At 62.0% G+C, this 25,258-nt stretch carries 19 protein-coding genes; 17 read left to right on the forward strand and 2 right to left on the reverse strand.

The window, feature by feature from the left end; translation table 11 throughout:
- The first annotated feature begins 856 nt into the window (after nucleotides 1-856).
- From M6D32_RS26730 to M6D32_RS26775, 10 genes are all read left to right on the forward strand, one after another.
- A complete protein-coding gene (locus tag M6D32_RS26730) occupies nucleotides 857-1,237 on the forward strand; it encodes a hypothetical protein (RefSeq protein ID WP_298262036.1) in 381 nt (126 codons plus the stop codon).
- 54 nt (nucleotides 1,238-1,291) lie between these two features.
- Nucleotides 1,292-2,599, forward strand: coding sequence for a divalent metal ion exporter subunit IhpA (gene ihpA / locus M6D32_RS26735; RefSeq protein WP_298262038.1), 1,308 nt, complete (start codon nucleotides 1,292-1,294; stop codon nucleotides 2,597-2,599).
- Nucleotides 2,596-3,546: a divalent metal ion exporter adaptor subunit IhpB gene (ihpB, locus tag M6D32_RS26740; RefSeq protein WP_298262039.1), complete on the forward strand. Its 951-nt coding sequence runs from the start codon at nucleotides 2,596-2,598 to the stop codon at nucleotides 3,544-3,546. Before ihpA ends, ihpB begins: the two co-directional genes overlap by 4 nt.
- Nucleotides 3,539-6,736 (forward strand): CusA/CzcA family heavy metal efflux RND transporter, encoded by a 3,198-nt coding sequence (locus tag M6D32_RS26745; RefSeq protein WP_298262041.1) that lies wholly within the window; start codon nucleotides 3,539-3,541, stop codon nucleotides 6,734-6,736. The genes ihpB and M6D32_RS26745 overlap by 8 nt, the downstream gene beginning before the upstream one ends.
- Before the next feature lie 38 nt (nucleotides 6,737-6,774).
- Nucleotides 6,775-7,731 carry a cation diffusion facilitator family transporter gene (locus tag M6D32_RS26750; protein ID WP_298262042.1) on the forward strand — a complete coding sequence of 319 codons (957 nt, stop codon included), beginning with the start codon at nucleotides 6,775-6,777 and terminating at the stop codon, nucleotides 7,729-7,731.
- Between the two features lie 313 nt (nucleotides 7,732-8,044).
- Nucleotides 8,045-9,286: a branched-chain amino acid ABC transporter substrate-binding protein gene (locus M6D32_RS26755; RefSeq protein ID WP_298262043.1), complete on the forward strand. Its 1,242-nt coding sequence runs from the start codon at nucleotides 8,045-8,047 to the stop codon at nucleotides 9,284-9,286.
- A 446-nt stretch (nucleotides 9,287-9,732) separates the two neighbouring features.
- Nucleotides 9,733-10,680, forward strand: a complete 948-nt coding sequence (locus M6D32_RS26760) for a branched-chain amino acid ABC transporter permease (RefSeq protein WP_298262045.1) — start codon at nucleotides 9,733-9,735, stop codon at nucleotides 10,678-10,680.
- Entirely contained in the window at nucleotides 10,677-11,975 is a 1,299-nt protein-coding gene (locus M6D32_RS26765) for a branched-chain amino acid ABC transporter permease (RefSeq protein ID WP_298262047.1), read from the forward strand. The genes M6D32_RS26760 and M6D32_RS26765 overlap by 4 nt, the downstream gene beginning before the upstream one ends.
- A complete protein-coding gene (locus M6D32_RS26770) occupies nucleotides 11,972-12,721 on the forward strand; it encodes an ABC transporter ATP-binding protein (protein ID WP_298262049.1) in 750 nt (249 codons plus the stop codon). Before M6D32_RS26765 ends, M6D32_RS26770 begins: the two co-directional genes overlap by 4 nt.
- 164 nt (nucleotides 12,722-12,885) lie before the next feature.
- On the forward strand, nucleotides 12,886-13,581 hold the full coding sequence (locus tag M6D32_RS26775) for an ABC transporter ATP-binding protein (RefSeq protein ID WP_298262051.1): 696 nt from the start codon (nucleotides 12,886-12,888) through the stop codon (nucleotides 13,579-13,581).
- A gap of 9 nt (nucleotides 13,582-13,590) precedes the next feature.
- On the opposite strand, the gene M6D32_RS26780 is transcribed toward M6D32_RS26775, so the two are convergent.
- A complete protein-coding gene (locus tag M6D32_RS26780; protein WP_298262053.1) occupies nucleotides 13,591-14,196 on the reverse strand; it encodes a CinA family protein in 606 nt (201 codons plus the stop codon).
- A 26-nt stretch (nucleotides 14,197-14,222) separates the two neighbouring features.
- Nucleotides 14,223-15,422, reverse strand: a complete 1,200-nt coding sequence (locus M6D32_RS26785; RefSeq protein ID WP_298262055.1) for a bifunctional 2-C-methyl-D-erythritol 4-phosphate cytidylyltransferase/2-C-methyl-D-erythritol 2,4-cyclodiphosphate synthase — start codon at nucleotides 15,420-15,422, stop codon at nucleotides 14,223-14,225.
- 268 nt (nucleotides 15,423-15,690) lie between these two features.
- Between M6D32_RS26785 and dusB the strand changes: the two genes are divergently transcribed.
- The 7 genes from dusB to hflX all read left to right on the forward strand — a co-directional run bounded on the left by dusB (nucleotide 15,691) and on the right by hflX (nucleotide 25,101).
- Nucleotides 15,691-16,692, forward strand: a complete 1,002-nt coding sequence (gene dusB / locus M6D32_RS26790; protein ID WP_298262071.1) for a tRNA dihydrouridine synthase DusB — start codon at nucleotides 15,691-15,693, stop codon at nucleotides 16,690-16,692.
- The gene (locus M6D32_RS26795) at nucleotides 16,689-17,852 is read left to right on the forward strand and encodes a nitrogen regulation protein NR(II) (RefSeq protein ID WP_298262057.1); all 1,164 of its coding nucleotides are present in this window, start codon (nucleotides 16,689-16,691) and stop codon (nucleotides 17,850-17,852) included. Before dusB ends, M6D32_RS26795 begins: the two co-directional genes overlap by 4 nt.
- An 83-nt stretch (nucleotides 17,853-17,935) precedes the next feature.
- A complete protein-coding gene (gene ntrC, locus M6D32_RS26800) occupies nucleotides 17,936-19,378 on the forward strand; it encodes a nitrogen regulation protein NR(I) (RefSeq protein ID WP_298262059.1) in 1,443 nt (480 codons plus the stop codon).
- Between the two features lie 162 nt (nucleotides 19,379-19,540).
- Nucleotides 19,541-21,886: a PAS domain-containing sensor histidine kinase gene (locus tag M6D32_RS26805; protein ID WP_298262061.1), complete on the forward strand. Its 2,346-nt coding sequence runs from the start codon at nucleotides 19,541-19,543 to the stop codon at nucleotides 21,884-21,886.
- A 17-nt stretch (nucleotides 21,887-21,903) separates the two neighbouring features.
- Complete coding sequence (locus tag M6D32_RS26810) at nucleotides 21,904-23,271, forward strand: sigma-54 dependent transcriptional regulator (protein ID WP_298262063.1); 1,368 nt, start codon at nucleotides 21,904-21,906, stop codon at nucleotides 23,269-23,271.
- Nucleotides 23,272-23,461: 190 nt separating this feature from the next.
- Nucleotides 23,462-23,710 carry an RNA chaperone Hfq gene (gene hfq / locus M6D32_RS26815; RefSeq protein WP_006020546.1) on the forward strand — a complete coding sequence of 83 codons (249 nt, stop codon included), beginning with the start codon at nucleotides 23,462-23,464 and terminating at the stop codon, nucleotides 23,708-23,710.
- An 11-nt stretch (nucleotides 23,711-23,721) separates the two neighbouring features.
- Nucleotides 23,722-25,101, forward strand: coding sequence for a GTPase HflX (gene hflX / locus M6D32_RS26820; RefSeq protein ID WP_298262065.1), 1,380 nt, complete (start codon nucleotides 23,722-23,724; stop codon nucleotides 25,099-25,101).
- Nucleotides 25,102-25,258: the final 157 nt, after the last annotated feature.

Genomic DNA, 25,258 nt, shown 5'->3' on the forward strand with positions numbered 1-25,258 from the left:
CGCCGACTTGACGCCAGCGTCGAGGCGTCAGGACCACACGACTTCGCCGTCCGCATCGGCGCGCTTCGTCTGTTCGCGCCGATACGTCCACCGCATTCCACGCCCAACGTTCGTGACGACCGCGAAGCGCCCCTCCGGATCGGGTGTGAAACGGGGGAGCTGATAAAGGTGATTTGCCCGACGGCGCAAGGGGAATGTAGGCCGACGGAGCACGTTGGCACGGAACAGGCGCCCATCGAGCTATCAAATGCCGATGCAGGGATCTATACTTGGGCCATCGTCTCAAATCGGAGAGGCGTCATATGTGTTCGCTCCCGCGGTTCTTGATCGCGTTGATTGCCGCGTTGATGATGACTACGCAATCGTTCGGAAGGGGCGGAAATATGAGAAGCGAAGACCGCTACGAGTCCCAGCACATCAGCAATCTTCCACCCCACGTTCGTCAGGCAGTCTTGCGACTTTGTCGAGGGGCCAGGGCACTACACGATTTCTCGATCTACACCGATCATTTGCAGGTGATTGTTCTGCATTTCGAACGCTTGTATTGCGAGCAGACGTCGTTTTGCAAGCCGTCGGGATGTCTCCACCAAACCTACATTTCATCTCACGGGCACTATCGGCTTGTAGAAAGCCATTATGCCGGCGAAGGTAACTGACGCGTAGCGCCTTTAGGCCATCTCATTCGGTATCCATCAGGCGCGGAATGCGCACAGATCGCGGCTTCCTGGCTATCGAAAGGAACCCGAACGGCACGCCGGCTAAGATTCGGATATCTTCCAGCATTTATGTGCCGCACTCCTTCCATGTCGGAATTTGTGATAGTGTTCGGTCCCGGTCCTTGCTATCCGTGGCTTGGATGAAACGACAGATTGGCCATAGGTCTCGCGCCTTCGCGCCTGCCTTACGCGAGCTGCTGACCGTGTTGCTCACGGTCGCCTATGTCGTGGTTGGATTTGCGGGCGAGATTTCCTGCGCGAGCGAGACCCTCGCGAACGCCGATCAGATCGAGATTGGTGATGCGTCGGCCAAGACAGACCAAGGTAAGACAGACCAAGGGTCAAAGAAGCCGGCCGTCGTCGTCGATCATTGCTACACCTGCATTCCCCTGCTGATTCCGCCGTCGATCCCGGTGGCAGAACCGATCGCCAAGCCCGTTCCGCCGACGTTTGCGACCCCAGTGTTCCTGCTTGAGGATCATCCGGGACTCGATACCCCGCCGCCCAAATACCGGTCCTGAGCGTCTTCTCGGAGCGCGCGAGCGCTCGATCAATCGCTTGGTCAGGTAATTCTCATGTTTCGCAAAACGGTCGCGCATTTTGCGTGCGCAGCGGCTTTTCTGGTCAGCCCGTGGCTGACCGGTCATGCGCATTCGCAGACGCTCTCCATGAGGGATGCGCTCGCTCGGGCACTTGCAGCTAACCCGCGGCTCACGGCGACAGAGCGCGATGTCGGCATTGCCAGCGGCCTTAAGGTCCAGGCCGGAGCCCTTCCGAATCCCAATCTTTCCTTCGAACTCGACAACGCTCTCGGGTCGGGTCCCTTTAAGGGCCTGCAATCCGCCGAGACTACCTTGCAAATCAGTCAGATCGTCGAACTGGGTGGCAAGCGAGAGGCTCGTCTGGCGGCTGGAGACGCCGGCATCGGAACGGCGGTTTGGCAGAGGCGGGCGACCCGCCTGGAGGTGCTGTCAGAGACAGCGATAGCGTTCATCACGGTTGTGAGCGCCCAAAGACGTATCCAGATCTTCGACGAGCAGATCTCGAGCCTCGAGCAGCTCATTCCGCTGCTTCAGAAGCGCGTCCAGGAGGGCGCCTCGTCACCGGCGGAAACGCTTCGGGCACAAGTTGCGGTTGACTCGTTCCGCGTCGATCGCGAACGCGCGAAGACACAACTGGCGACGGTGCGGCGCGATCTTGCGATCCTGATGGGAGACAGCGTCCCGCGTTTTGGAACAGCGATGGGACGCCTCTCCGGTATCGGTCGGCCGCCTTCGTTCCGGTCCGTGGTCGGGGCCATTGAGGCCAATCCCCAACTTATGCGGTGGACGGCCGTTAGCGCGCAGCGTAACGCCGACCTCATCCTGGCTCGTCTCAAGCAGATTCCCGACGTTCAAATCTCCGCCGGATGGCGCCATTTTCAGGAAACCGTCGAGTTTTCGGGAGGGCGGCCCATCGAGTTCAACAACGACAACGCGGTTCGGTTGGGCGTCTCGGTGCCGCTCCCGATCTTCGATCAAAACAGCGGCAACATTATCGCCGCCGAGGACGCCCTGGCGAAGACAGGTGCCGAGCGTGCGATCAACAGGCTGGTCCTGATCAGCGTTGCCGGCCGCGCCTACGATACCGTGAACGGATCGCTGGCGGAGTTGAAGCTGCTTCGGACGTCCGTCATCCCCAACGCGCGCAGCGCCTTGGAAACGATCCAGAACGGCTACCTGCAAGGTCGGTTCTCACTGCTCGAACTTCTCGACGTCCGAGGTTCGGTGCTGCAGGCGCTGCTCCGCGAGCAGGAGGCCCTACAGAATTTTCACATCGCTGTCGCGACGATCGAAGGCCTCGTCGGCCATCCGTTTTCGCTTGCTCGCGAGAGTTCAAAATGATTCGAGCACTAATCCGATATTTGGTCTTCTTTCTGGTCGCCGGGGCGCTCGTATACGCGGGCTATCGGATGCTGGTACCGGCGACTACCAAGACGGTGGCCACCGAGAAGTCGGAACAGGAAGAGCACACGGACAGCGTGGCGATGAGCGACGCCAAAGTCGCGGCTGCCGAAATAGAACTTGCGAAGGCTGCGCCGGCTGTGCTGCACGACAGCCTGCTGCTGAACGGAATGGTCCAGGCCAACCAGGAGTCGCTGGTGCAGGTCACGCCGCGCTTTCCGGGTGTCGTACGAGAGGTTCGCAAGCGAATTGGCGACCGCGTCGAAAAGGGCGACGTTCTTGCCGTCGTCGAAAGCAATCAAAGCCTGACGCCGTACGAATTGAAGGCCGCTCTCGCCGGCACGATCATCGACCGCCAAACCACGCTCGGCGAATACGTTTCCGAGCAGAAGCCGGCGTTCGTGATCGCCGACCTCTCGACCGTATGGGTCGATTTCTCTGTTTACCGGCGCGACCTGGGCCGCGTGAGGGTCGGCGATCAAATCCTGATCGATCCCGCGGACGGCGGGCCCAAAATCGAGGCGAAGATTTCGTATGTGTCGCCGGTCGGCAGCAGCGATACCCAGAGCGCGCTTGCAAGAGCGGTCGTACCAAATCTTGAAAAGCGCCTGCGGCCCGGCCTGTTCGCCACCGGCCGATTGACCCTGTCGGCGAAGAAGGTGGCAGTCGCTGTGAAATCCTCGGCGTTGCAGACCCTCGAAAACCGCACGGTCGTGTTCGTCCGCGACGGCGAGAAGTTCGAAGCCCGCGATGTCGAGATTGGCGAACGCGACCCGGACTTCGTGGAAGTTACGTTCGGCGTACTGGAAGGCGATCTGTATGCGGCCCAGAACAGCTTCATCGTAAAGGCGGAATTGGCTAAGGGAGGGGCCGAAGACAATGATTGACGGCGTCCTGTCCTTCGCCATCCGCCAGCGATGGCTGGTGATGATCGGTGTCCTGGCCATGGCCGGCTTTGGCGCCTGGAATTTCACGCGCCTGCCGATCGATGCGGTTCCCGACATCACCAACGTTCAGGTCCAGATCAACAGCCGGGCTCCCGGCTACTCGCCCCTGGAAGTCGAGCAGCGCATCACGTTTCCGATCGAAACAGCCATGGGTGGCCTGCCCCACCTGGAGAGCACGCGGTCGCTATCGCGCTATGGGCTCAGCCAGGTCACGGTGATCTTCAAGGATGGCACCGACATCTACTTTGCGAGGCAGATGGTCAACGAGCGGATTCAGCAGGTCAGGGATCAGTTGCCCACCGCGATCGAGACCGCGATGGGGCCGATCTCCACCGGGCTTGGCGAGATCTACATGTATACGATCGAAGCCAGGCCAGAGGCCCGCAAGGCAAGCGGAGAGAGGTATAGTCCCACCGACTTGCGCACGATCCAGGACTGGATCGTCAGGCCGCAGTTGAGGACCGTTGCCGGTGTCAGTGAAGTCAATTCAGTCGGTGGATTCGAACAGCAGTTTCAGGTGCTGCCCGATCCCGCGCAACTGATGGCCTACAAACTGAGCTTCCGCGATATCATGGCGGCGCTCGCCTCGAATAATGCGAATGTCGGCGCCGGCTACATCGAGCGCAACGGCGAGCAGTACCTCGTCCGTACGCCGGGACAGGTCGCAAACATCGATGAAATCAAGGAAATAGTCGTCGGCTCGCGGAATGGCGTCCCGGTGCGGGTGTCCGATGTGGCCGACGTCAGGGAAGGAACGGATTTGCGGACCGGCGCCGCAACGCTGAACGGTAAAGAGGTTGTGCTAGGTACCGCCATGCTGCTGATCGGCGAGAACAGCCGCACCGTCGCGCAGCGCGTCGCCTCAAGGCTCAAGGAAATCGGACGCTCGTTGCCGGAGGGAGTCATCACGCATACCGTCTACGATCGCACACGCCTGGTCGAAGCGACGATCGCAACGGTCCAGATGAATCTCTTCGAAGGCGCGCTGCTGGTAATCGTCGTGCTGTTCCTTACGCTTGGAAGCTTCAGGGCTGCGGTCGCGACCGCATGCGTTATTCCGCTGTCCATGCTGTTCGCCATCACCGGCATGGTGGGGGACAAGGTCAGCGCCAATCTCATGAGCCTCGGCGCCATCGACTTCGGCATCATCATCGATGGTGCCGTGATCATCGTCGAGAACTGCCTGCGCCTGCTGGCGGCGGAGCAACGCCGGCTCGGCCGCGTTCTCACCCGCGCGGAACGCTTTGAGACCATTCTCGCCGGCTCACGCGAGGTCATTCGCCCCAGCCTATTCGGTATGTTCATCATTGCAGTCGTCTATTTGCCGGTCCTGACGCTCACCGGCGTCGAAGGCAAGATGTTCACGCCGATGGCGTTGACCGTGCTGATGGCGCTGACGGGGGCCAGCATTTTGTCGATGACATTTGTGCCGGCGGCCGTGGCACTCCTGGTGACGGGCAACGTCTCCGAACATGAGAACTACTTCATGCGAACCGCGCGCCGCATTTACGCGCCTCTGCTTGCGGCCTCGATCCGCAACCGGTTCGGCGTCGCGGCAATAGCGGGCCTACTAGTCGTTGTCTGTGGCATCGCGGCCTCGCACATGGGCGGCGAGTTCATTCCGAGCCTCGATGAGGGGGACGCCTCCGCCGAGGTGGTCCGCATCCCCAGCGTCAGCTTGACCCAATCGGTGGCGATGGAGGCGATGCTGGAGAAGCGATTGCTCAGGCTTCCCGAGGTCAAGGAGGTGTTCGCCCGCACCGGCACGGCGGAGGTTGCGACCGACCCCATGCCGCAATCGACCTCGGACAACTACATCATGCTGAAGCCGAAAAAAGAATGGCCCGATCCGGGCAAGTCGAAGGCCGCCGTCGTTGCGGAAATCCAGGAGGCGGCGGAAGACGTCCCCGGCAACGCCTATGGGTTCTCGCAGCCGATCCAGCAACGCATGAACGAACTTATTTCGGGCGTGCGAAGCGACGTCGCCGTCAAGATATTCGGCGACAACCTGGACGAACTCATCGAGGCCGCGAGTCGAGTCCAAGCGGTGCTGCAGAAGGTGGAAGGGGCCGCTGACGTCAAAACCGAGCAAGTGACAGGATTGCCGGTGCTCACCGTCCAATTGAACCGTCAAACCTTATCGCGCTACGGGATCAACGTGGCCGACGTACAAAATCTCGTTGAAATGGCGGTGGGTGGCAAGAACGCCGGTCGCCTGTTCGAAGGCGATCGTCGTTTCGACATCGTTGTGCGACTGCCGGAGTATCTGCGCTCGGATATCGACGCGATCAGGTCGTTGCCGGTGCCGCTACCCCCGATCGAGAACCAAGCCAAGGCGACGACTGCCCTTTGGGGCAATTCACCGCTCGCTCAAATGCGCTATGTACCGCTGTCCGAACTTGCCCAAGTCGATCTAAAGCCGGGTCCCAATCTGATCAGCCGCGAGAACGGGAAACGGAGGATTGCGGTGACGGCCAATGTAAGGGGTCGAGACCTCAGTTCGTTCATCGCGGATGCCCAGGCGCAGGTGACGCAGAAAGTGAAGCTTCCACCAGGTTACTGGATCGGCTGGGGTGGTCAGTTCGAGCAACTGGTGTCCGCGACGCAGCGGCTGACGGTCGTCGTGCCCCTCGCGCTGTTCCTGATCTTCCTGCTGCTGTTCATCAGTCTCGGCTCGGCACCCGACGCTTTGCTGGTGTTCAGCGGCGTGCCCCTCGCGCTGACCGGCGGTGTCGTGGCGCTCCTGCTGCGCGGGATTCCGCTCTCGATCAGCGCAGGAATCGGCTTCATCGCGCTGTCCGGGGTCGCCGTGCTCAATGGCCTCGTCATCATCACGTTCATCGAGAAGCTCCGGCGGGAAGGCCAAGCGCTAGTGGACGCGGTCCGGGAAGGCGCGCTGACGCGATTGAGGCCGGTCCTGATGACTGCGCTCGTTGCATCTCTCGGCTTCGTTCCTATGGCGGTCGCAACCGGCGCCGGCGCGGAGGTGCAGCGGCCGTTGGCGACCGTGGTCATCGGAGGCATCTTATCCTCGACGGCCCTCACACTGTTGGTCCTTCCCGCGCTCTATGCGTTGTTCCGAAGGGATTCGCGACCCGTATCGCCAGATACTGAAAACGAAGCTGCATAGCTGCATAGCGGGTAGGTCACGACGGAAGGAAGCTACGAATGGCGTTTCACCATGATCACGAGCACGACGAGACGAATCGACACGATCACCATCACGGCGCGCCGGGTCACGTGCATGCTCCGACCGACTTTGGCAAGGCGTTTGTGATCGGAATCGCCCTGAACACCGCGCTTGTCGCGGCGGAAGGCGTGTACGGCTATCTCGGTAATTCGACCGCGCTGATGGCCGACGCCGGGCACAATCTGGGTGATGTCTTGGGTCTCATCGTCGCCTGGGGCGCCTCGATGGCCGCCAAGCGTGCGCCAAGCGGCCGCTTCACTTATGGATTCCGGCGCACGTCCATATTGGCTGCGCTCGCGAACGCGATCTTCCTGCTCGTCGCGACCGGGGCCATCGGCCTCGAAGCGATCGAACGGTTCCGCAGTCCCGAGCCTGTTTCCGGCGTCACGGTGATGATCGTGGCGGCCATAGGCATTCTAATCAACGGCATCACCGCTATGCTCTTCGCGAGCGGACGGAGAGGGGACATCAACATCCAGGGAGCGTTCCTTCATATGGCGGGAGACGCGGCGGTGTCCGCCGGCGTCGTGATCTCCGCCGCGTTAATCATGTTCACGGGATGGTTGTGGCTAGACCCGGTGACGAGCCTCTTGATCTGCGTCGTCATTCTCTGGAGCACGTGGGGACTGCTGCGGGCTTCGGTCGACATGTCGCTGGACGCGGCACCAGCCGGCACGGATGTCTACGCCGTGCGGAAATTCCTCCTGGCCCGCCCCGGCGTCACGAGGGTTCACGACCTTCACGTCTGGCCGATCAGTACCACCGAAACCGCGATGACCTGCCACGTCGTCATGCCCGGCGGTCATCCCGGAGATGATTTCCTCATGGAGTCCGCGCGACTGCTGAGGAACTCGTTCAAGATAGGACATTCAACCTTGCAGATCGAACTCGATGAAAGCAACGCCTGTGCTTTGGCGCCCGATAGTGTTGTCTAGGGCGATGGTGGGATCTTATTTCGTCGGCCTCGAACCACCGGGCCGTCTGGCGCGCGGTCATTCAACCGCATTCCACACCCAACGTTCGTGACGACCGCGAAGCGCCCCTCCGGATCGGGTGTGAAACGGGTGAACTGGAAGGTGATTTGCCTCGACGGCACAAGGGGGACGGGGTTACCGCGCAAAATGACCCTGCGGCGACGAAAGTTGTAGGCTTGTCAACGCTCGCTTAGCCGAACTATCAATGGTCTTGCCGATTTCAACGAATAAGACCTTGGCATTGATCTCAAAAACTCAAGGAGGAGTCCCAAGCATGCGGAAAATGATCATGAGTGCTGCGATGGCCTTGCCATTTCTGATTGGTGCGGCGCATGCGCAGGACACTCTCAAGATTGGCTATATCGATCCCCTGTCGGGCGGCGGCGCCAGCATCGGCGAGGGCGGTCTCAAGACGTACCAGTTTCTCGCCGACGAGGTGAATGCCAAAGGCGGCATCCTCGGCCACAAGGTCGAGATCGTCCCGATGGACAACAAGACCAACCCGCAGGAAAGCCTCGTCCAGGCCCAGAAAGCGGTCGACGCCGGCATCCACTACATCACCCAGGGCAACGGCTCGTCGGTGGCGGCAGCGCTCGAGGATTTCGTCACCAAGAACAACGCCCGCAATCCCGGCAAGGAATTGCTGTTCTTCAATTATGCCGCGGTCGATCCGGCCCTGACCAACGACAAATGCAGCTTCTGGCACTTCCGCTGGGACGCCAATTCGGACATCAAGATGGCGGCCCTCACCAACTACATGAAGGATGAGAAATCCATCAAGAAGGTCTACCTGATCAATCAGGACTATTCCTTTGGTCAGGCGGTTCGCACCGAGGCACGCAAGATGCTCGGTGCAAAGCGGCCTGATGTCGAGATCGTCGGCGACGAAGTGCATCCGCTGCTCAAGGTCACCGATTTCTCGCCTTATGTCGCCAAGATCAAGGCTTCCGGCGCCGACACCGTCGTGACGGGCAACTGGGGCCAGGACTTTGCGCTGCTTCTGAAGGCTGCCGCGGACGCGGGCCTCAAGGTCAACTGGTACACCTACTATGCCGGCGGCGCCGGTGGCCCGACCGCGATCAAGCAGACGGGCCTCGACCATACGGTGTACCAGATCAGCGAAGGCATCCCGAACTCCGGCAACAAGACGGCGATGGATTTGGAAAAGCAATTCCGCGCCAAGGAAAATATGTCGCTGTGGTATCCGCGCGCGGTCAACGAGATGCGGATGTTCAAGGCGGCCGCCGAGAAGGCCAATTCGCTCGATCCGGTGAAGGTCGCCTCGGCGTTGGAGGGCATGAAGTTTGAAGTGCTCGATGGCGGCGAAGGCTTCATGCGCAAGGACGACCACCAGTTCTTCCAACCGATCTACATCTCCTCGTTCGGCAGCCTGAAGGACAAGGCCAAGGACCCGTTCGACGAGGAAAATACCGGCTGGGGCTGGGATCTGGTGTCCAAGGTCGACACGGCGCAGACCATCCTGCCGACCACCTGCAAGATGAAGCGGCCTGACTAGTGGTCCGATTCTAACATTCGCATCCCTTCTCAGCGGGCACTTTTGCGAATGTTAGAATCAAAGGACCACTAGCAAATGTCTGTTTCTAGTGGAGTTTAGGATTTGACATTCGCTTTCCAAACTCGCGGCCGGATGGGTAGCGAATGTCAAATCCACTCCACTAGTGCGGCGAATTTGGAGTTCCTATCCATTTCGCCTTGAGTTCGTTATAGGAACTTCAAATTCAAAGCCGCTACTCAAAACAATAAGTTGCTGGAGCTCCTTTGATTCCGAAGTTCGCATCGGAGAGGCCGCAATAGCTTGCGAACTTCGGAATCGGAGCTCTAGTCTACCTATCCGCCCCGGTGCGCTATTGTGACGCCGGGGCGGATGGTCGGGCAGGATGCCGGTCGGGTTTTGTCGAATCTTTCGCTCTGTGACTAATCGGGCCAATCAGCGGGTGCGCCGTGAGTGAGCTGATCGTCATTTCAACGCTCAACGGCGTCCTGTTCGGGATGCTGCTGTTCCTGTTGTCCAGCGGGCTGACCGTCATCTTCAGCATGATGGGCGTGCTGAACTTCGCCCACGCCAGCTTCTATATGCTGGGCGCCTTCTTCGGCTATCAACTCACCAGGTGGATCGGCTTCTGGCCAGCCCTGGTGCTGGCGCCGCTTCTCGTCGGCGTGGTCGGCATGGCAGTCGAACGTTACGGCCTGCGCAACACCCACAGGCACGGGCACGTCGCCGAACTGCTGCTGACCTTTGGGCTGGCCTTTGCGATCGAGGAAATCGTCTCGATGATCTGGGGCAAGAGCCCGGTGGACTACCGCGTTCCGACGGCGCTCGACTTTCCGGCCTTCACCGTGTTCTCGACCAATTACCCCGCCTACAAGATCTTCATGCTGGCGGTATCGGTCTCGATCTTCGTAGCGCTTCTGATCGTGCTCAAGAGGACGCGCGTCGGCCTGATCGTTCAGGCGGCGCTGACCTATCCGACCATGGTCGGCCATCTCGGCCACAATGTCGGGCGTGTCTTCATGGTGGTGTTCGGCGTCGGCAGCGCGCTCGCGGGCCTTGCCGGCGTTATTGCCGGACCTTCGCTGGTGACGCAGTCCGACATGGCATCGCTGCTCGGCCCGATCCTGTTTGTGGTGATCGTGTTCGGCGGACTTGGCTCGCTGCCCGGCGCCTTCATCGCCTCGCTCCTGATCGGGCTGATCCAGACCTTTGCCGTCGCGCTCAATGGTTCGCTGGCGAGCGCATTCGGGCCGCTCGACCCCGGCCTCGGCCCGTCGGTGCTGACCGATATCTGGAACGTGACCATCGCCCAGATCGCGCCGATTCTGCCGTATGTGCTGCTGGTGTTGATCCTGATCGTTCGTCCGATGGGGCTCTTGGGGACGCGCGAGACATGACCGACGCCACTGCGCCGCTAGAACTCAAGGAGCAGCCGGGCGGCCGCGTCCGTTTCTACGGCATCTGGCTGATCGCCGCGGTGGCGCTGATCGTATTGCCCCTGGTCTTCTCGTCCGGCGGCTCGCTGACGTCGTTCAGCCTGATCGGCATCGCCATCATCTTCGCGCTCTCCTACAACATCCTGCTTGGCCAGACCGGCCTGTTGTCGTTCGGCCATGCCGTTCACTACGGCCTTGGCGGCTTCCTCGCCGTCCATGTCATGAATGCAGTTGCCAACTACAACTGGCCGCTCCCGCTGCCTTTCATTCCGCTGTTCGGCGGTATCGGCGGGCTTGCCTTCGCCATCGTATTCGGCTGGGTCATGACCAAGCGCGCGGGAACGGTGTTTGCGATGATCACGCTCGGCATCGGCGAACTGGTCGCGTCTTCTTCGCTGATCCTGCGCAGCGTGTTCGGCGGCGAATCCGGTATCACCACCGATCGCACCGCGTTGCCGCACATGTTCGGCTGGAGCTTCGGACCGCAGCGGCAGGTCTATTACCTGATCGCGTTTTGGGTGATGGTCTCGGCGATTGCGATGTATGCGCTGACCCGCACACCGCTCGGGCGCCTCTGCAATGCGGTGCGGGACAATCCGGAACGTGTCGAATTCATCGGTTACGACCCTCATGTGGTTCGTTATTTCGCTTACGGATTTGCCGGCTTCTTCGCAGGCGTTGCCGGCGGCCTCACGGCCATCAACTTCGAGATTGCCAATTCGGCCTATCTCGGGGCGACACAGTCCGGCTTCGTGCTGTTTGCCGCCTTCATCGGCGGCACCGCGTATTTCTTCGGGCCGATCCTGGGTGCAATCCTCGTGACCTATCTGCAGCTCGGGCTGACCGATCTGACAACGGTCTGGCAGCTCTATTTCGGCATCATCTTTATCGGCATCGTGATGTTTGCGCCGGGCGGAATCGCAGGGCTGCTGATGATGCACCGTCCGCTGGTTCGGGCCGGATCCCTGGCCACGGTGATCCCGTCTTATCTCGTCGCGGCGCTGCCGACGCTGGCGTTTGCGCTCGGCGTCATCCTTTCGATCGAAACGGTTGCGCACTACACGGACAGCGAGGGGGAGGGCAGCGTCGTCCATCTCGTCGGCATACCGTTCGATGCGGTGAAGCCGACGACGTGGCTGGCTGCGGCCGTGCTCGTCGTGGTCGGCTTTGTGATCGCTCGCCTCACCTGGCGGCGCGTCACCGAAGCCTGGGACCGCGCCGCGACGATCGCCCGAGACCGGGGGTATCTCGCGTGACCGCAGCTATCGAAATCAAGGACGTGCAGAAGCGCTTCGGCAATGTGAGCATTATTCGCGACCTCAACCTGAACGTCGCCAGGGGAGAACGCCATGCCATCATCGGCCCCAATGGCGCCGGCAAGTCGACGACGTTCAACCTGATCAGCGGTCACATCAAGCCGAGCGGGGGCGAGATCCGGTTGAATGGTGACGTCATCTCGGGCTTGCGGCCGTTCGAGATCAACCGGCGCGGGCTGTCGCGCTCGTTCCAGGTTACCAACGTCTTTGCCCGGATGACGGTGCTGGAAAACGTCCGCTGCGCCGTGCTTTGGGCGACCGGTCATCGCTACGCCTTCTGGAAGAATGTCGATCGCTTGCCGGTGGTAAAGCAGCGCACCGAGCGGATCCTCGAGGACATCCATCTCAGCCATCGCCGCGACGTGCCCGCGGGCCTTTTGACCTACGCCGAGCAGCGCGAGCTCGAAATCGGCATCACCATCGCCGGGGGCGCCAACGTCATCATGCTGGATGAGCCGACCGCGGGCATGAGCCATGCCGAGACCGAACGCGCCGTCACGCTGATCCGCCGCTTGACCGAAGGGCGCACGCTCGTGATCGTTGAGCACGACATGAGCGTGGTGTTCGGCATCGCGGACCGTATCTCGGTTTTGGTCTATGGGCAGATCATCGCTTCCGGCACGCCGGAGGAAATTCGCGGCAACCGGAAGGTCAGGGAGGCCTATCTCGGCGAGGAGGGGCACTAGTGCGGCGAATTTGAAGTTCCTGTCAGTGTGGCCGCGCGGGATCATAGGAACTTCAAATTCGAAGCCGCACTAGAGACAACAAGTTACTAGAGCTCCTTTGATTCCGAAGTTCGCATCAGAGGCCGCCCCAATACCTTGCGAACTTCGGAATCGGAGCTCTAGTGATGCTGGAGGTCAGGGATCTTCACGCCTATTACGGTAAGAGCCACATCCTGCAGGGCGTCAATCTGGACATCGCCGCAGGCGAGGTCGTGAGCCTGTTGGGTCGCAACGGTGTCGGCCGCTCCACGACCGTGAAGGCGATTATGGGCGAGGTGCCGCCGCAGGGCATGGTCCGCTTCAAGGGGCAGGATATCGCGGGCCTGCCGAGCCACAGGATCGCGCGATGCGGTCTCGGTTATGTGCCGGAGCATCGCGACATCTTTCCGGGGCTGACCGTCCGTCAGAATCTGCTGCTTGGCGTCAAGGATGTCCGTCGTCCGGGCAAATGGCGCATCGAGGGCATGCTTGAGATGTTTCCCAACCTTGCGGCGCGCGCCGATACCCCGGCGGAGGTTCTGTCGGGCGGCGAGAAACAGATGCTGACGGTTTGCCGAACCCTGATGGGCGATCCCGAGCTTATCATGATCGACGAGCCGACCGAGGGACTGGCGCCGCTGATCGTACAGCAGGTCGGGGATCTCATCGCGAAAATTGCCGAAGCCGGCGTTTCCATCCTGCTTGTCGAACAGAAGTTGTCGATCGCGCTGCGCATCTCCCATCGCGTCTACGTCATGGGGCACGGCCGTATCGTGTTCGAAGGCACGCCGGACGAACTGAGAGCCAACGACGACGTCCGCAAGCAGTGGCTTGAGGTGTAAGGCGGCCCGCTACCCTCGCGGCGGGCGCCGGCGCTTCAGCCCATGCCGGCGCGGCGTTCGCGTCACGCGAGGGCGGATGCGACTGACGGCCGCGCGTTTCGGCTTTGCGACTTTTGGCCCGCGCGCCATCTCCATCAGCATCCGCAACGCCTCGACCACGGAGCGCTGCCGCACCGCGCTGCGGCCGATCGCGCCGAAGCGGCATTCGTGGGTAGCGATGCGGCCGTCGCGCGCGGCGACCGCGAAATGCACGAGCCCGACCGGTTTGCCCGGTACGGCGCCGCCGGGGCCGGCGATGCCGGTGATAGCGACGGCCAGATCGACCTCAGCCCGCTCCAGCGCGCCGACCGCCATTTGCGTCGCGGTTTCCTTGCTGACCGCGCCGAAGGTCGCGAGCGTATCGGCCTCCACGCCCAGCATCGTGTGCTTGGCGTCGTTGGAATAGGTGACGAAGCCGCGGTCGATCACGTCGGACGAGCCGGGAATGTCGGTGAGCGCACCGGCGACGAGACCGCCGGTGCAGGATTCCGCGGTCGCGATCATCAGCTTGCGGCTGCGGCAGAGATCGAGCAGCGAGCGGGCGAGGGTGGTGGTTGATTGACGTTCGCTAGCCATCTGCCCCGCTGTCCCTCATGCGAGCGTTAAGCTGAAACGGGTCCCTTGTCATCCCAGGGCAGGCGGATAGTGGTGCAGGCGGTGGCCGCAATGCCTTCCTCGCGGCCGGTGAAGCCGAGCCGTTCGCTGGTGGTCGCTTTCACCGCGACGCGCGAGATGTCGAGCCCGGTGATTTCAGCAATTCGCGAGCGCATCTGATCGCGCAACGGGCCGATCTTCGGCCGTTCGCAGATCAGCGTGACTTCGAGGTTGGCGATGCGCCCGCCGCGCGCGGCGACGCGCTCGACAGCATATTTCAGGAATTTGTCGGAAGCTGCGCCCTTCCATTTCATGTCGCTGGGCGGAAAATGCGAGCCGATATCGCCGTCGGCGAGCGCGCCGAGGATGGCATCGACCAGCGCATGCAGGCCGACGTCGCCATCGGAATGGGCGAGAAAGCCTTTCGTATGCGGCACACGGATGCCGCAGATCATCAGGTGATCGCCCTCGCCAAAGGCGTGCACGTCATAGCCGGTACCCGTCCTGACGTCGCCAAGCAGGCTTGCCAGGCGCGCTTCCTCGCGCACGAAATCTTCCGGGGTGGTGAGTTTCATGTTCGCAGCTTCGCCTTCAAACGTCGCAACCGTCAATCCTGCCCATTCCGCGAGCGCCGCATCGTCGGTGAAATCGTCGCGCCCCTCGCGCGCGGCGCGGCGATGCGCATCGAGGATGGTGTCGAAGCTGAAGGACTGAGGAGTTTGCGCAATCCGCAGCCGCGCGCGCTCGGGCGTGGCTTTGATGCGGCCGTTGCCGTCGACCAGCTTGATCGTGTCGGCAACAGGGATGGCGGGAACGGCAGCGCCCGTTACTGACGCGGCTTCGATCGCGCGCGAGATCAGCGCCGGCGAAACGAACGGCCGCGCCGCGTCGTGAATCAGCACGACGTCGGGCTTTTCGGCGACAAGGGCTTCCAGTCCGGCATGAACCGAGGCCTGGCGCGTCGCACCGCCTTTGGCGGGAGGGGCATGTCGAAGCCCGCGCACCGCGTCAGTGAAACTCGCCGCGTCGTCCGGATTCACGACCGGTTGCACGACGGAGACCTGCGGGTGCGAACTGAACGGCGCCATCGCCCGGTAGATCACCGCTTGGCCGCCGATCGCGCGGTATTGTTTCGGGCCGCCAGCGCCGGCGCGAAGGCCACGCCCTGCTGCAACGAGGATGGCAACGGTCCGCGGCGGATTCGTCATGGTTCTCGGCTATCAGAAACGGATTCAAGGGACCCAGCGGGTAGGCCGGGCTCTGCCCTTATCATGCTCGCATCAGGAAGACAGAACGATTCCTGCGGGCTGGGTATAAATGTTGCAGTGCACTTGCAAGATTGGCGGAACTGTCTAAAGTGTAGGCATGAAACTTGACTGCACAAGAAATGTGCTTCAGAATTGAGATCGGCGGCTGATACTTGCCTGAAACAACGAGAAATCCGTGAGAAGTTCCGACTCTTTGCGATCTAACCCTCTGAAAATAGGTGGTATTGAGGTCGCCAACCGGGTTTTTCTGGCACCCATGTCGGGCGTCACCGATGCGCCGTTCCGGCGCCAGGCGGCGGCGCTGGGTGCCGGGCTGGTCGTTTCCGAAATGACCGCCAGCGACGATCTGGTCCACGGCAAGCCGATGTCGCAGCTTAGGTGTGAAGCGGCCGGGATTGGACCACACGTCGTTCAGCTCGCAGGCTGCGAAGCCAAATGGATGGCGGAAGGTGCGCGGATTGCGGAAGCCGCCGGTGCCGATGTCATCGACATCAACATGGGCTGCCCGGCGCGGCACGTCACTGGCGGACAATCCGGTTCGGCCTTGATGCGCGATCTCGATCACGCCATTCGTCTGATCGATGCGACGGTGGGCGCGGTGAACGTGCCGGTGACGCTGAAGATGCGGCTCGGCTGGGATGAGCGATCATTGAATGCGCCCGAATTGGCGCGCCGCGCCGAAGCGTCAGGGGTGCAGCTGATTTCGGTGCATGGCCGGACGCGATGCCAGTTCTACAAGGGCGAGGCGGATTGGCATGCGGTGCGCCCGGTTAGGGACGCGATCCGGATTCCGCTTGTCGTCAATGGCGACATAACCTCCTTCGACACGGCGGTGGCTGCGATGGAAGCCTCCGGCGCCGATGCGGTCATGGTCGGCCGCGGCGCGCAGGGCCAGCCTTGGTTACCCGGTCAGATCGGCCGTCGGCTTGAGACGGGCGTGGCCGAGACGGCGCCGTCGCTGCTGGAACAGCTGCGGCACGTCCGTACGCTCTATGACGAGATCTGCGATCACTATGGTTTGCGGATCGGCCTGCGCCACGCGCGCAAACATCTCGGCTGGGCGCTCGAAGTCGCGGCCGACTATAGCCGCGCGCCGGCGGAGGTCCTGAAAAACTGGCGCGGAAAAATCCTGACGTCGGAGGATCCGCGAGCCGTTCAGCGCTCGCTGGATGAGGCGTTCGACAATTTTGCGTGGGAAGCCGCCGCATGAGCTCGACTGCCGAACGTCGCCTGCCGATGCCGTCGGACTCGGACATCATTCTCAACGCGCTGCCAAATCCCGTGCTGCTGGTCGGGCCGGACGGCCGCATCGTCGACGCCAACATGGCGGCTGAATCGTTTTTCGAAATTTCGGCCCAGCTTCTGCAACGGTACGCGCTGAAGGAACTGGTGCCGTTCGGCAGTCCCTTGCTGGCGCTGATCGACCAGGTTCGCTCATCGAGCTCGCCGGTCTATGAATACAAGGTCGATCTCGGCACGCCGCGGATGGGAGGCGATCGCCAGGTCGACCTGCATGTCGCGCCCGTCACCGAGCGTCCCGGCCATATCGTGGTGATGCTCCAGGAACGCAGCATCGCCGACAAGATGGACCGGCAGTTGACCCATCGAAGCGCGGCGCGCTCGGTGATCGCGCTGGCGGCGATGCTGGCGCATGAGATCAAGAATCCGCTCTCCGGCATTCGCGGCGCGGCGCAATTGCTCGAACAGGCCGCGTCTCCCGAAGACCGCACACTGACGCGCCTGATCTGCGACGAAGCCGACCGCATCGTCACGCTGGTCGACCGCATGGAAGTGTTCGGCGATGACCGGCCGGTGGCGCGCGGCCCGGTCAACATCCACTCGGTGCTCGATCACGTCAAAAGGCTGGCGCAATCCGGCTTTGCGCGCAATGTGCGCTTCGTCGAAGAGTACGATCCGTCGCTGCCGCCGGTGCTCGCCAATCAGGATCAGTTGATCCAGGTCTTCCTCAATCTGGTGAAGAACGCGGCGGAGGCGACGGCCGACCTCGGCAATGAAGCTGAAATCCAGCTTACCACCGCATTCCGCCCAGGCGTGCGGCTCTCGGTGCCGGGCAAGAAATCGCGCGTCTCGCTGCCGCTTGAATTCTGCGTGCGCGACAACGGTCCAGGCGTGCCGGACGATTTGTTGCCGAACCTGTTCGATCCCTTTGTGACGACCAAGCCGACCGGAAGCGGGCTTGGTCTGGCACTGGTCGCCAAGATCGTCGGCGATCACGGCGGCATCATCGAGTGCGATTCGCAGCCAAGAAAAACGACCTTCCGTGTGCTGTTGCCGATGTTCAATCCAACTAGGAAACCCGATCAGAGTGATCGCGATGACGTAGCCGGAACGCGAGTGCCGCCGATCTGAAGTCCCTGCACTGCAAGTGAGCACGAACTTCGGAAAGTGGGCACCAGGCGCACACCATACAGAACACAAGATGAGAAATAACGATGGCCGCAGGTAGCATTCTCGTAGCCGATGACGATACCGCCATCCGCACAGTCCTCAATCAGGCGCTGTCGCGCGCCGGATACGAGGTGAGGTTGACCGGAAACGCCGCAACGTTGTGGCGCTGGGTAAGCCAGGGCGAGGGCGATCTCGTCATCACCGACGTGGTGATGCCCGACGAAAATGCGTTCGACCTGCTGCCGCGGATCAAGAAGATGCGGCCCAATCTGCCCGTGATCGTGATGAGTGCGCAGAACACCTTCATGACCGCGATCCGCGCCTCCGAGCGGGGAGCTTACGAATATCTGCCAAAACCGTTCGACCTGAAGGAATTGATCGCGATCGTCGGCCGCGCGCTGGCCGAGCCGAAAGAACGGGTGGCGAGCACGTCCGACGATGCCGAATTCGACTCGATTCCGCTGGTCGGCCGCTCGCCGGCGATGCAGGAAATCTATCGCGTGCTGGCGCGCCTGATGCAGACGGACCTGACGGTGATGATTTCGGGCGAATCCGGCACGGGCAAGGAATTGGTTGCACGCGCGCTGCATGATTACGGCAAGCGGCGTAACGGGCCGTTTGTGGCGGTCAACATGGCGGCCATTCCGCGCGACCTCATCGAATCGGAATTGTTCGGGCATGAGCGCGGGGCCTTCACCGGCGCCAATACGCGCGCCTCTGGCCGCTTCGAGCAGGCCGAAGGCGGCACGCTGTTCCTCGACGAAATCGGCGACATGCCGATGGAAGCCCAGACGCGATTGCTGCGCGTGCTTCAGCAGGGCGAGTACACCACTGTTGGCGGTCGCACGCCGATCAAGACCGACGTGCGCATCGTCGCCGCCAGCAACAAGGATCTGCGCATCCTGATCCAGCAGGGCCTGTTCCGCGAAGACCTGTTTTTCCGCCTCAACGTGGTGCCACTGCGGCTGCCTCCTCTGCGCGAGCGAATCGAGGACCTGCCGGACCTGATCCGCCATTTCTTCGCGCTCGCCGAGAAGGACGGGCTGCCGCCGAAAAAGCTCGACGCGCTGGCGCTGGAGCGGATGAAGCAGCACCGCTGGCCGGGCAACGTGCGCGAACTCGAAAACCTCGCACGCCGGCTCGCGGCGCTATACCCACAGGACGTCATCGCGGCTTCCGTCATCGACGGCGAACTGGCGCCGCCAGCGGTCGCCTCCGGCGGCAACATGCAACAGGGCATCGATAATCTGGGCGGGGCGGTCGAGGCCTATCTGTCATCGCACTTCTCGGGCTTCCCGAACGGCGTGCCGCCGCCCGGCCTCTACCACCGTATCCTCAAGGAGATCGAGGTGCCGTTGCTCACAGCGGCGCTCGCGGCGACCCGTGGCAACCAGATCAGGGCAGCGGACCTGCTTGGCCTCAACCGCAACACGCTGCGGAAAAAGATCAGGGACCTCGACATCCAGGTCTATCGAACCGGTAATTAGGTATTCGATTGTTGTCGTTGCGGCCGCATTCGTCGCGGGATTCAGAGGACATGCTATGACTAGCGCCGCGGAATTGTCGCAATTCGGCAACAATGTGGTATGAATGCATCAGTCCGCTGCGTTAAGCGCGGGCCCTTGAGCTCCACCTCATCCATTGCCGGAATGACCAGCTTAGACACCTCGGCCGCCCAGTTCGACCCGTCTTTTGCTGAGCCGAAGGGGCGCTCCCTGATGCGGCTGCTGGCGCCAATCGCCATCGGCCTGGCGCTGCTGTCGGCCGTCCTCACCTTCATCGTTCTGACCGGCCTGACCCGGATCGAGCCGACGCGCGAGGTCGCGCTGTCCTTCATCCTGATGAACGGCGCCACCATTCTGGTGCTGCTTGGCATCATCTTCCGCGAAGTCTGGCAAGTAATGCTGGCCCGCCGCCGCGGCCGGGCGGCGGCGCGGCTCCATGTTCAGGTGGTCGGCCTGTTCTCGATCATTGCCGTGCTGCCAGCCGTTCTGGTGGCGGTCGCCGCCAATGTCACGATCGACCGTGGTTTTGACCGGCTGTTTTCCGGTCCGACCAAGGCGGTAATCGAAAACTCGCTGATCATTGCGCGGGCCTACGTCGAGGAGCACGCGCATCTGATCCGCGGCGATATTCTCGGGATGGCGAACGATGTTGCGCATGCCCGGCCGCTTTACGACCAGGACCGCCAATCCTTCCGCGAATTTCTCACCGCGAGCGCTGCCTCGCGCAATTTGCCGGGGGCGATGTTGATCGACAAGGATCGCCGCGTCCTTGAAAGCGCGCAAACCGGCATTCCACTCGCCTTTGCCGCGCCACCCGCCGGGTTTTTGAACAACGTCAAAGAAGACGAGCCGGAGATCGCGGTCCTGCCGGAGCAAAATTACGTCGCCGCCCTGATCCGGTTGCGCTCTTTCCAGGACACTTTTCTCTATGTTGCCCGTCCGCTCGATCCGCATGTCGTCGATCAGTTGAAACAGACCGAGGCGAGCGTCGCGGAATATGCCGAGATCGAATCGCGAAGGCTCGGCATCCAGGTCAACTTCGCGCTGATTTTCGCCGTGATCGCGCTCACGATTCTGATGGCATCGATCCTGCTCGGTCTGAATTTCGCCAACCAGCTGGTCACGCCCATTCGCCGGCTGATGAGCGCGGCCAATCTGGTCTCGACCGGCGACCTCAAGGTACAGGTGCCGGTGCTTCGCTCCGAGGGCGACCTCGCGCAACTCGGCGAAACCTTCAACAAGATGACGCAGGAATTGCGTACCCAGCGCGATGAACTCGTGAATGCCAGCGACCTGATTGACAGCCGGCGGCGCTTCATCGAGGCCGTTTTGTCATCGGCGAGTGCCGGCATCATCGGCGTCGATGCATCGGGCAGCGTCGGCATTCTCAACCGCTCGGCGGAAAAGTTGATCGGCCACGTCGAATCCGAAACGCTGGATCATCCGCTGTCGGACGTTCTGCCCGAGCTCGACGACATGATGAAAACGGCGCGGGAAGGGACCCAACGGCTGGTGCAGGGCCAGATCACGATCAATCGCGAGGGGCAGGAGCGGATCCTGTCGGTGCGCGTCAGCGCCGAGCAGACCAGCCAGACCCGCGACAGCTACATCATCACGCTTGACGACATCACCGAACTCGTCTCCGCCCAGCGAACCTCGGCCTGGGCCGACGTCGCCCGCAGGATCGCGCACGAAATCAAGAACCCGCTGACGCCGATTCAACTCTCGGCCGAGCGCATCCGCCGCAAATTCGGCAAATCAATCACCGAAGACAAGGCGGTGTTCGAACAGTGTACCGAGACAATCGTGCGGCAGGTCGACGATATCAGGCGGATGGTCGATGAATTCTCGCGCTTCGCGCGGATGCCGAAACCCGTCATCGAAGGCGAAGACGTCGCCGATACGGTGCGTCAGGCCGTGTTCCTGATGCGGGTCGGTCATCCAGACGTCGATATCGACGCCGAGATCAAGGAAGAGCCGCTACGCGCGAAGTTCGACCGCCGCCTGATATCGCAGGCGCTGACCAATATCATCAAGAATGCCACCGAGGCGATCGAGGTGGTGCCGGCCGGGGAACTGGAGCGGGGTCGTATTGATGTCATCGCGGCGCGCGACAACGACGACATCGTGATTGATGTGGTAGACAACGGAATTGGCCTGCCCAAGACGAGCCGCGCGCGCCTGCTCGAACCCTATGTGACGACTCGGGAAAAGGGCACCGGTCTTGGGCTTGCGATCGTTGGTCGCGTCCTCGAGGACCATGGCGGCCGGATCGAACTCCACGACGCCTCGGAATTGCGGCCCGGTGCGCGGGGCGCGTGGATGCGGCTGCGATTTGCGATTTCAGGCCAGGCGGCACCGGCTGAAGGAACGCAACCGCATTCTGAGGCGGTGGCGGCGGCTGAAACAAAGCCGCCCACGGAAGAAACCTCGGCACCACCAGAAACGACTAATGAAAAAGCCAAAATCGAAGCCGCAACAGGCAACTGAGAATACGAGCGTCTCCTATGGCCAGTGATATTTTGATTGTCGATGACGAAGCCGACATTCGCGACCTTGTTGCCGGGATTCTGGACGACGAGGGATTTGCGACGCGGACGGCGCGCGACAGCGATTCCGCGCTCGCGGAGATCGGCAACCGTCGTCCCAGCCTGGTGTTTCTCGACATCTGGCTGCAGGGCAGCAAGCTCGACGGGCTGCAGCTGCTCGAGCAGATCAAGCGCGACCATGCCGACCTTCCGGTGGTGATGATTTCCGGTCACGGCAACATCGAGACCGCCGTCGCCGCGATCAAGCGGGGCGCTTACGACTTCATCGAGAAGCCGTTCAAGTCAGACCGGCTGATTCTGGTGGCGACACGGGCGCTGGAAACCTCGCGGCTGAAGCGCGAGGTGAAGGAACTCAAGCAATTGGCGCCTGCCGCGAGCGTCATGACCGGCCGTTCGGCCTGCATGAATCAATTGCGGCAGACCATCGATCGAGCCGCCAAGGCCAACAGCCGGATTCTGATCGTCGGCCCGTCGGGCTCGGGCAAGGAACTTGCGGCACGCACGCTGCACATCATGTCAAGCCGTGCTGACGGTCCATTCGTGGCGATCAATGCCGCGGCGATCACGCCGGAGCGCATGGAAATCGAGCTGTTCGGCGTGGAGCCCAATGGCGAGCACGCCCGCAAGACCGGTGCGCTGGAAGAAGCGCATGGCGGCACGCTGTTCATCGACGAAATCGGTGACATGCCGCGCGAGACCCAGAACAAGATCCTGCGGGTCCTGGTTGAGCAAACGTTTCAGCGGCAGGGCGGCACGGGCAAGGTCAGCGTCGATGTCCGCATCATTTCCTCGACGGCGCGCAACCTCGAGGAAGAAATCGCCGCTGGCCATTTCCGCGAGGATCTCTATCACCGCCTGTCGGTGGTGCCGATCCGCGTTCCGCCGCTGTCGGAGCGGCGCGAGGATATTCCCGAGCTGATCGACTACTTCATGGACCAGATATCGGCCGCGACCGGCCTGCCGAAACGGCAGATTGGCCAGGACGCGATGGCGGTTCTGCAATCGCATGTCTGGCCGGGCAACGTCCGTCAGCTTCGCAACAATGTGGAGCGGGTGATGATTCTGGCCGGCGGCGGGCCGGAAGTGATCATTACCGCCGATATGCTGCCGCAGGACGTTGGTTCGATGGTACCTGCGATGCCGACCAGCAACAACGGCGAGCACATCATGGGACTGCCGCTGCGGGAGGCGCGGGAGGTGTTCGAGCGCGATTACCTGATGGCCCAGATCAGCCGCTTTTCCGGAAATATCTCCCGCACAGCGGAATTCGTCGGAATGGAGCGATCGGCCCTGCACCGTAAGCTCAAGGCGCTTGGCGTGGGCTAGTGCTTTTGCGCGTCTTTGGCCCTCGCGGACGCGCGAAGCTGCTTGCCTAATAACCAAGCCTGCCTTCTAATCGCCACGCTGTGTTCCCTGGAGGGGGATCTCAAGGGGGCCGGCATCCGAATGGACTGCTTCGTCAGAAAGCGGCCGTCGGTTCAATAAAAAGAAGCACCAAGACTGCGGGATAAAAACAATGGCGGCAGACCGCGCACAAAATCTACAAGACACCTTCCTCAACCACGTTCGAAAAACCAAAACGCCACTAACGATTTTTCTGGTCAACGGGGTCAAGCTGCAGGGTATTGTCACATGGTTCGACAATTTCTGCTTGCTGCTCCGGCGCGACGGTCATTCACAGCTTGTCTACAAGCATGCGATCTCGACCATCATGCCGGGCGCGCCGATCCAGTTGTTCGAAGGCGGCGAGGATGCACCGGCTTGAGAGTGAGCTGATTGGAACCCCGAATTTCTGACGGGGGAGCCGACCGTCCGCGGTCGGCGGTGGGGAAGCAAACCGGGCGGGTGATTGTCATCGGCCCGTACTTGCGAACGCGCCGGGCAGGCCCCGATGCGCGGGAGGATTCTCATGTCGTCCGCGGCTCGGAAGCACGTCTCGACGAGGCCGTAGGACTCGCGCGCGCCATCGATCTCACGATTGCGGACGCCTTGATCGCGCCGGTGAGCCAGATCCGGCCGGCGACCTATCTCGGCAAGGGCAAGGTCGAGGAAATCACCGGTCTTGTCGCCGGCCACGAAGCCGAACTCGTGGTGATGGACTGTGCGTTGTCGCCGATCCAGCAACGCAACCTCGAGAAAGCCTGGCACACCAAGGTGCTCGATCGCACCGGGCTCATTCTGGAAATCTTCGGACGCCGCGCCAAGACCAGGGAAGGCGCGCTTCAGGTTGAGCTCGCGCATCTGAATTATCAGCGCAGCCGGCTGGTGCGGTCATGGACTCACCTTGAGCGCCAGCGCGGCGGCTTCGGCTTCATGGGCGGACCGGGCGAAACGCAGATCGAAGCCGACCGCCGCATGATCGGCGAGCGGATCACGCGGCTCGAGAACGAAATCAGGAAGGTCCAGGCGACGCGGCGGCTGCATCGCGCCGGCCGTCAGCGGGTGCCTTATCGCGTGGTGGCGCTGGTCGGCTACACCAACGCCGGCAAGTCGACGCTGTTCAACCGCCTGACCCGCGCCGATGTTCAGGCTGCCGACATGCTGTTTGCGACACTCGACCCAACCTTGCGTGCGCTCAGCCTGCCGCACGGAGGCAAGGCGATGCTGTCGGACACGGTCGGGTTCATTTCCAATCTGCCGACGCAACTGGTGGCCGCGTTCCGCGCCACGCTTGAAGAGGTGCTCGAGGCCGACGTCATTCTCCATGTCCGCGATATCTCGCATGAAGATAGCGACGCGCAGGAACAGGACGTGGAAGCGGTATTGCGTCAGCTCGGCATCGATCCGGCAGGCGGACAGCGCATCCTCGAAGTCTGGAACAAGATCGATCGCCTGACGCCGGAAGAACGCGAAAACGTCACCAATATCGCTGCGCGCCGCCCGCCGGACCGGCCCTGTTTTCTGGTTTCTGCCGAGACCGGGGAGGGGATCGATGGCCTCCTTTCGGCAATCGAGGACTTGCTGGCGGCGACGCGAACGACCTTGCATCTGTCGATCGATGCCGCCGACGGCGCCGGCATCAGCTGGCTGCATCGCAATTCGGAAATTCTCGGCAAGGACCTGCGGGAGGGCCGTTACGAGATGACGGTACGTGTCGATGAGACCAAGCGGGATCTCGTGATCAACCGCTTCGATGCGGTGCCACACGGGCTGTAGTCGTCCCCGCGCACGCACGCGGGGACCCATATGTGGACGGCCCCCGTGGCACAAGAGCTTTCTGAGTAGATCGGATCGCTGCATCCATATGTCCGGCCTGTTGATGCGACACGCAATGGTCGCTGGCCAAGATGGGTTGCGCGACGCGAGCTCCAAA

This window comes from Bradyrhizobium sp. (assembly GCF_027307225.1).
Taxonomy (GTDB): Bacteria; Pseudomonadota; Alphaproteobacteria; order Rhizobiales; family Xanthobacteraceae; genus Bradyrhizobium.

What these genes read in the sequence shown, in the direction of transcription:
- M6D32_RS26765 (WP_298262047.1), top strand. Translation starts at nt 10,677, where the DNA reads ATGACCGACGCCACTGCGCCGCTAGAACTCAAGGAGCAGCCGGGCGGC.
- ntrC (WP_298262059.1), top strand. Translation starts at nt 17,936, where the DNA reads ATGGCCGCAGGTAGCATTCTCGTAGCCGATGACGATACCGCCATCCGC.
- M6D32_RS26745 (WP_298262041.1), top strand. Translation starts at nt 3,539, where the DNA reads ATGATTGACGGCGTCCTGTCCTTCGCCATCCGCCAGCGATGGCTGGTG.
- M6D32_RS26805 (WP_298262061.1), top strand. Translation starts at nt 19,541, where the DNA reads ATGACCAGCTTAGACACCTCGGCCGCCCAGTTCGACCCGTCTTTTGCT.
- M6D32_RS26810 (WP_298262063.1), top strand. Translation starts at nt 21,904, where the DNA reads ATGGCCAGTGATATTTTGATTGTCGATGACGAAGCCGACATTCGCGAC.
- M6D32_RS26785 (WP_298262055.1), bottom strand. Translation starts at nt 15,422, where the DNA reads ATGACGAATCCGCCGCGGACCGTTGCCATCCTCGTTGCAGCAGGGCGT.
- M6D32_RS26730 (WP_298262036.1), top strand. Translation starts at nt 857, where the DNA reads ATGAAACGACAGATTGGCCATAGGTCTCGCGCCTTCGCGCCTGCCTTA.
- M6D32_RS26755 (WP_298262043.1), top strand. Translation starts at nt 8,045, where the DNA reads ATGCGGAAAATGATCATGAGTGCTGCGATGGCCTTGCCATTTCTGATT.
- M6D32_RS26780 (WP_298262053.1), bottom strand. Translation starts at nt 14,196, where the DNA reads ATGGCTAGCGAACGTCAATCAACCACCACCCTCGCCCGCTCGCTGCTC.
- M6D32_RS26775 (WP_298262051.1), top strand. Translation starts at nt 12,886, where the DNA reads ATGCTGGAGGTCAGGGATCTTCACGCCTATTACGGTAAGAGCCACATC.
- M6D32_RS26795 (WP_298262057.1), top strand. Translation starts at nt 16,689, where the DNA reads ATGAGCTCGACTGCCGAACGTCGCCTGCCGATGCCGTCGGACTCGGAC.
- hfq (WP_006020546.1), top strand. Translation starts at nt 23,462, where the DNA reads ATGGCGGCAGACCGCGCACAAAATCTACAAGACACCTTCCTCAACCAC.
- ihpB (WP_298262039.1), top strand. Translation starts at nt 2,596, where the DNA reads ATGATTCGAGCACTAATCCGATATTTGGTCTTCTTTCTGGTCGCCGGG.
- ihpA (WP_298262038.1), top strand. Translation starts at nt 1,292, where the DNA reads ATGTTTCGCAAAACGGTCGCGCATTTTGCGTGCGCAGCGGCTTTTCTG.
- M6D32_RS26750 (WP_298262042.1), top strand. Translation starts at nt 6,775, where the DNA reads ATGGCGTTTCACCATGATCACGAGCACGACGAGACGAATCGACACGAT.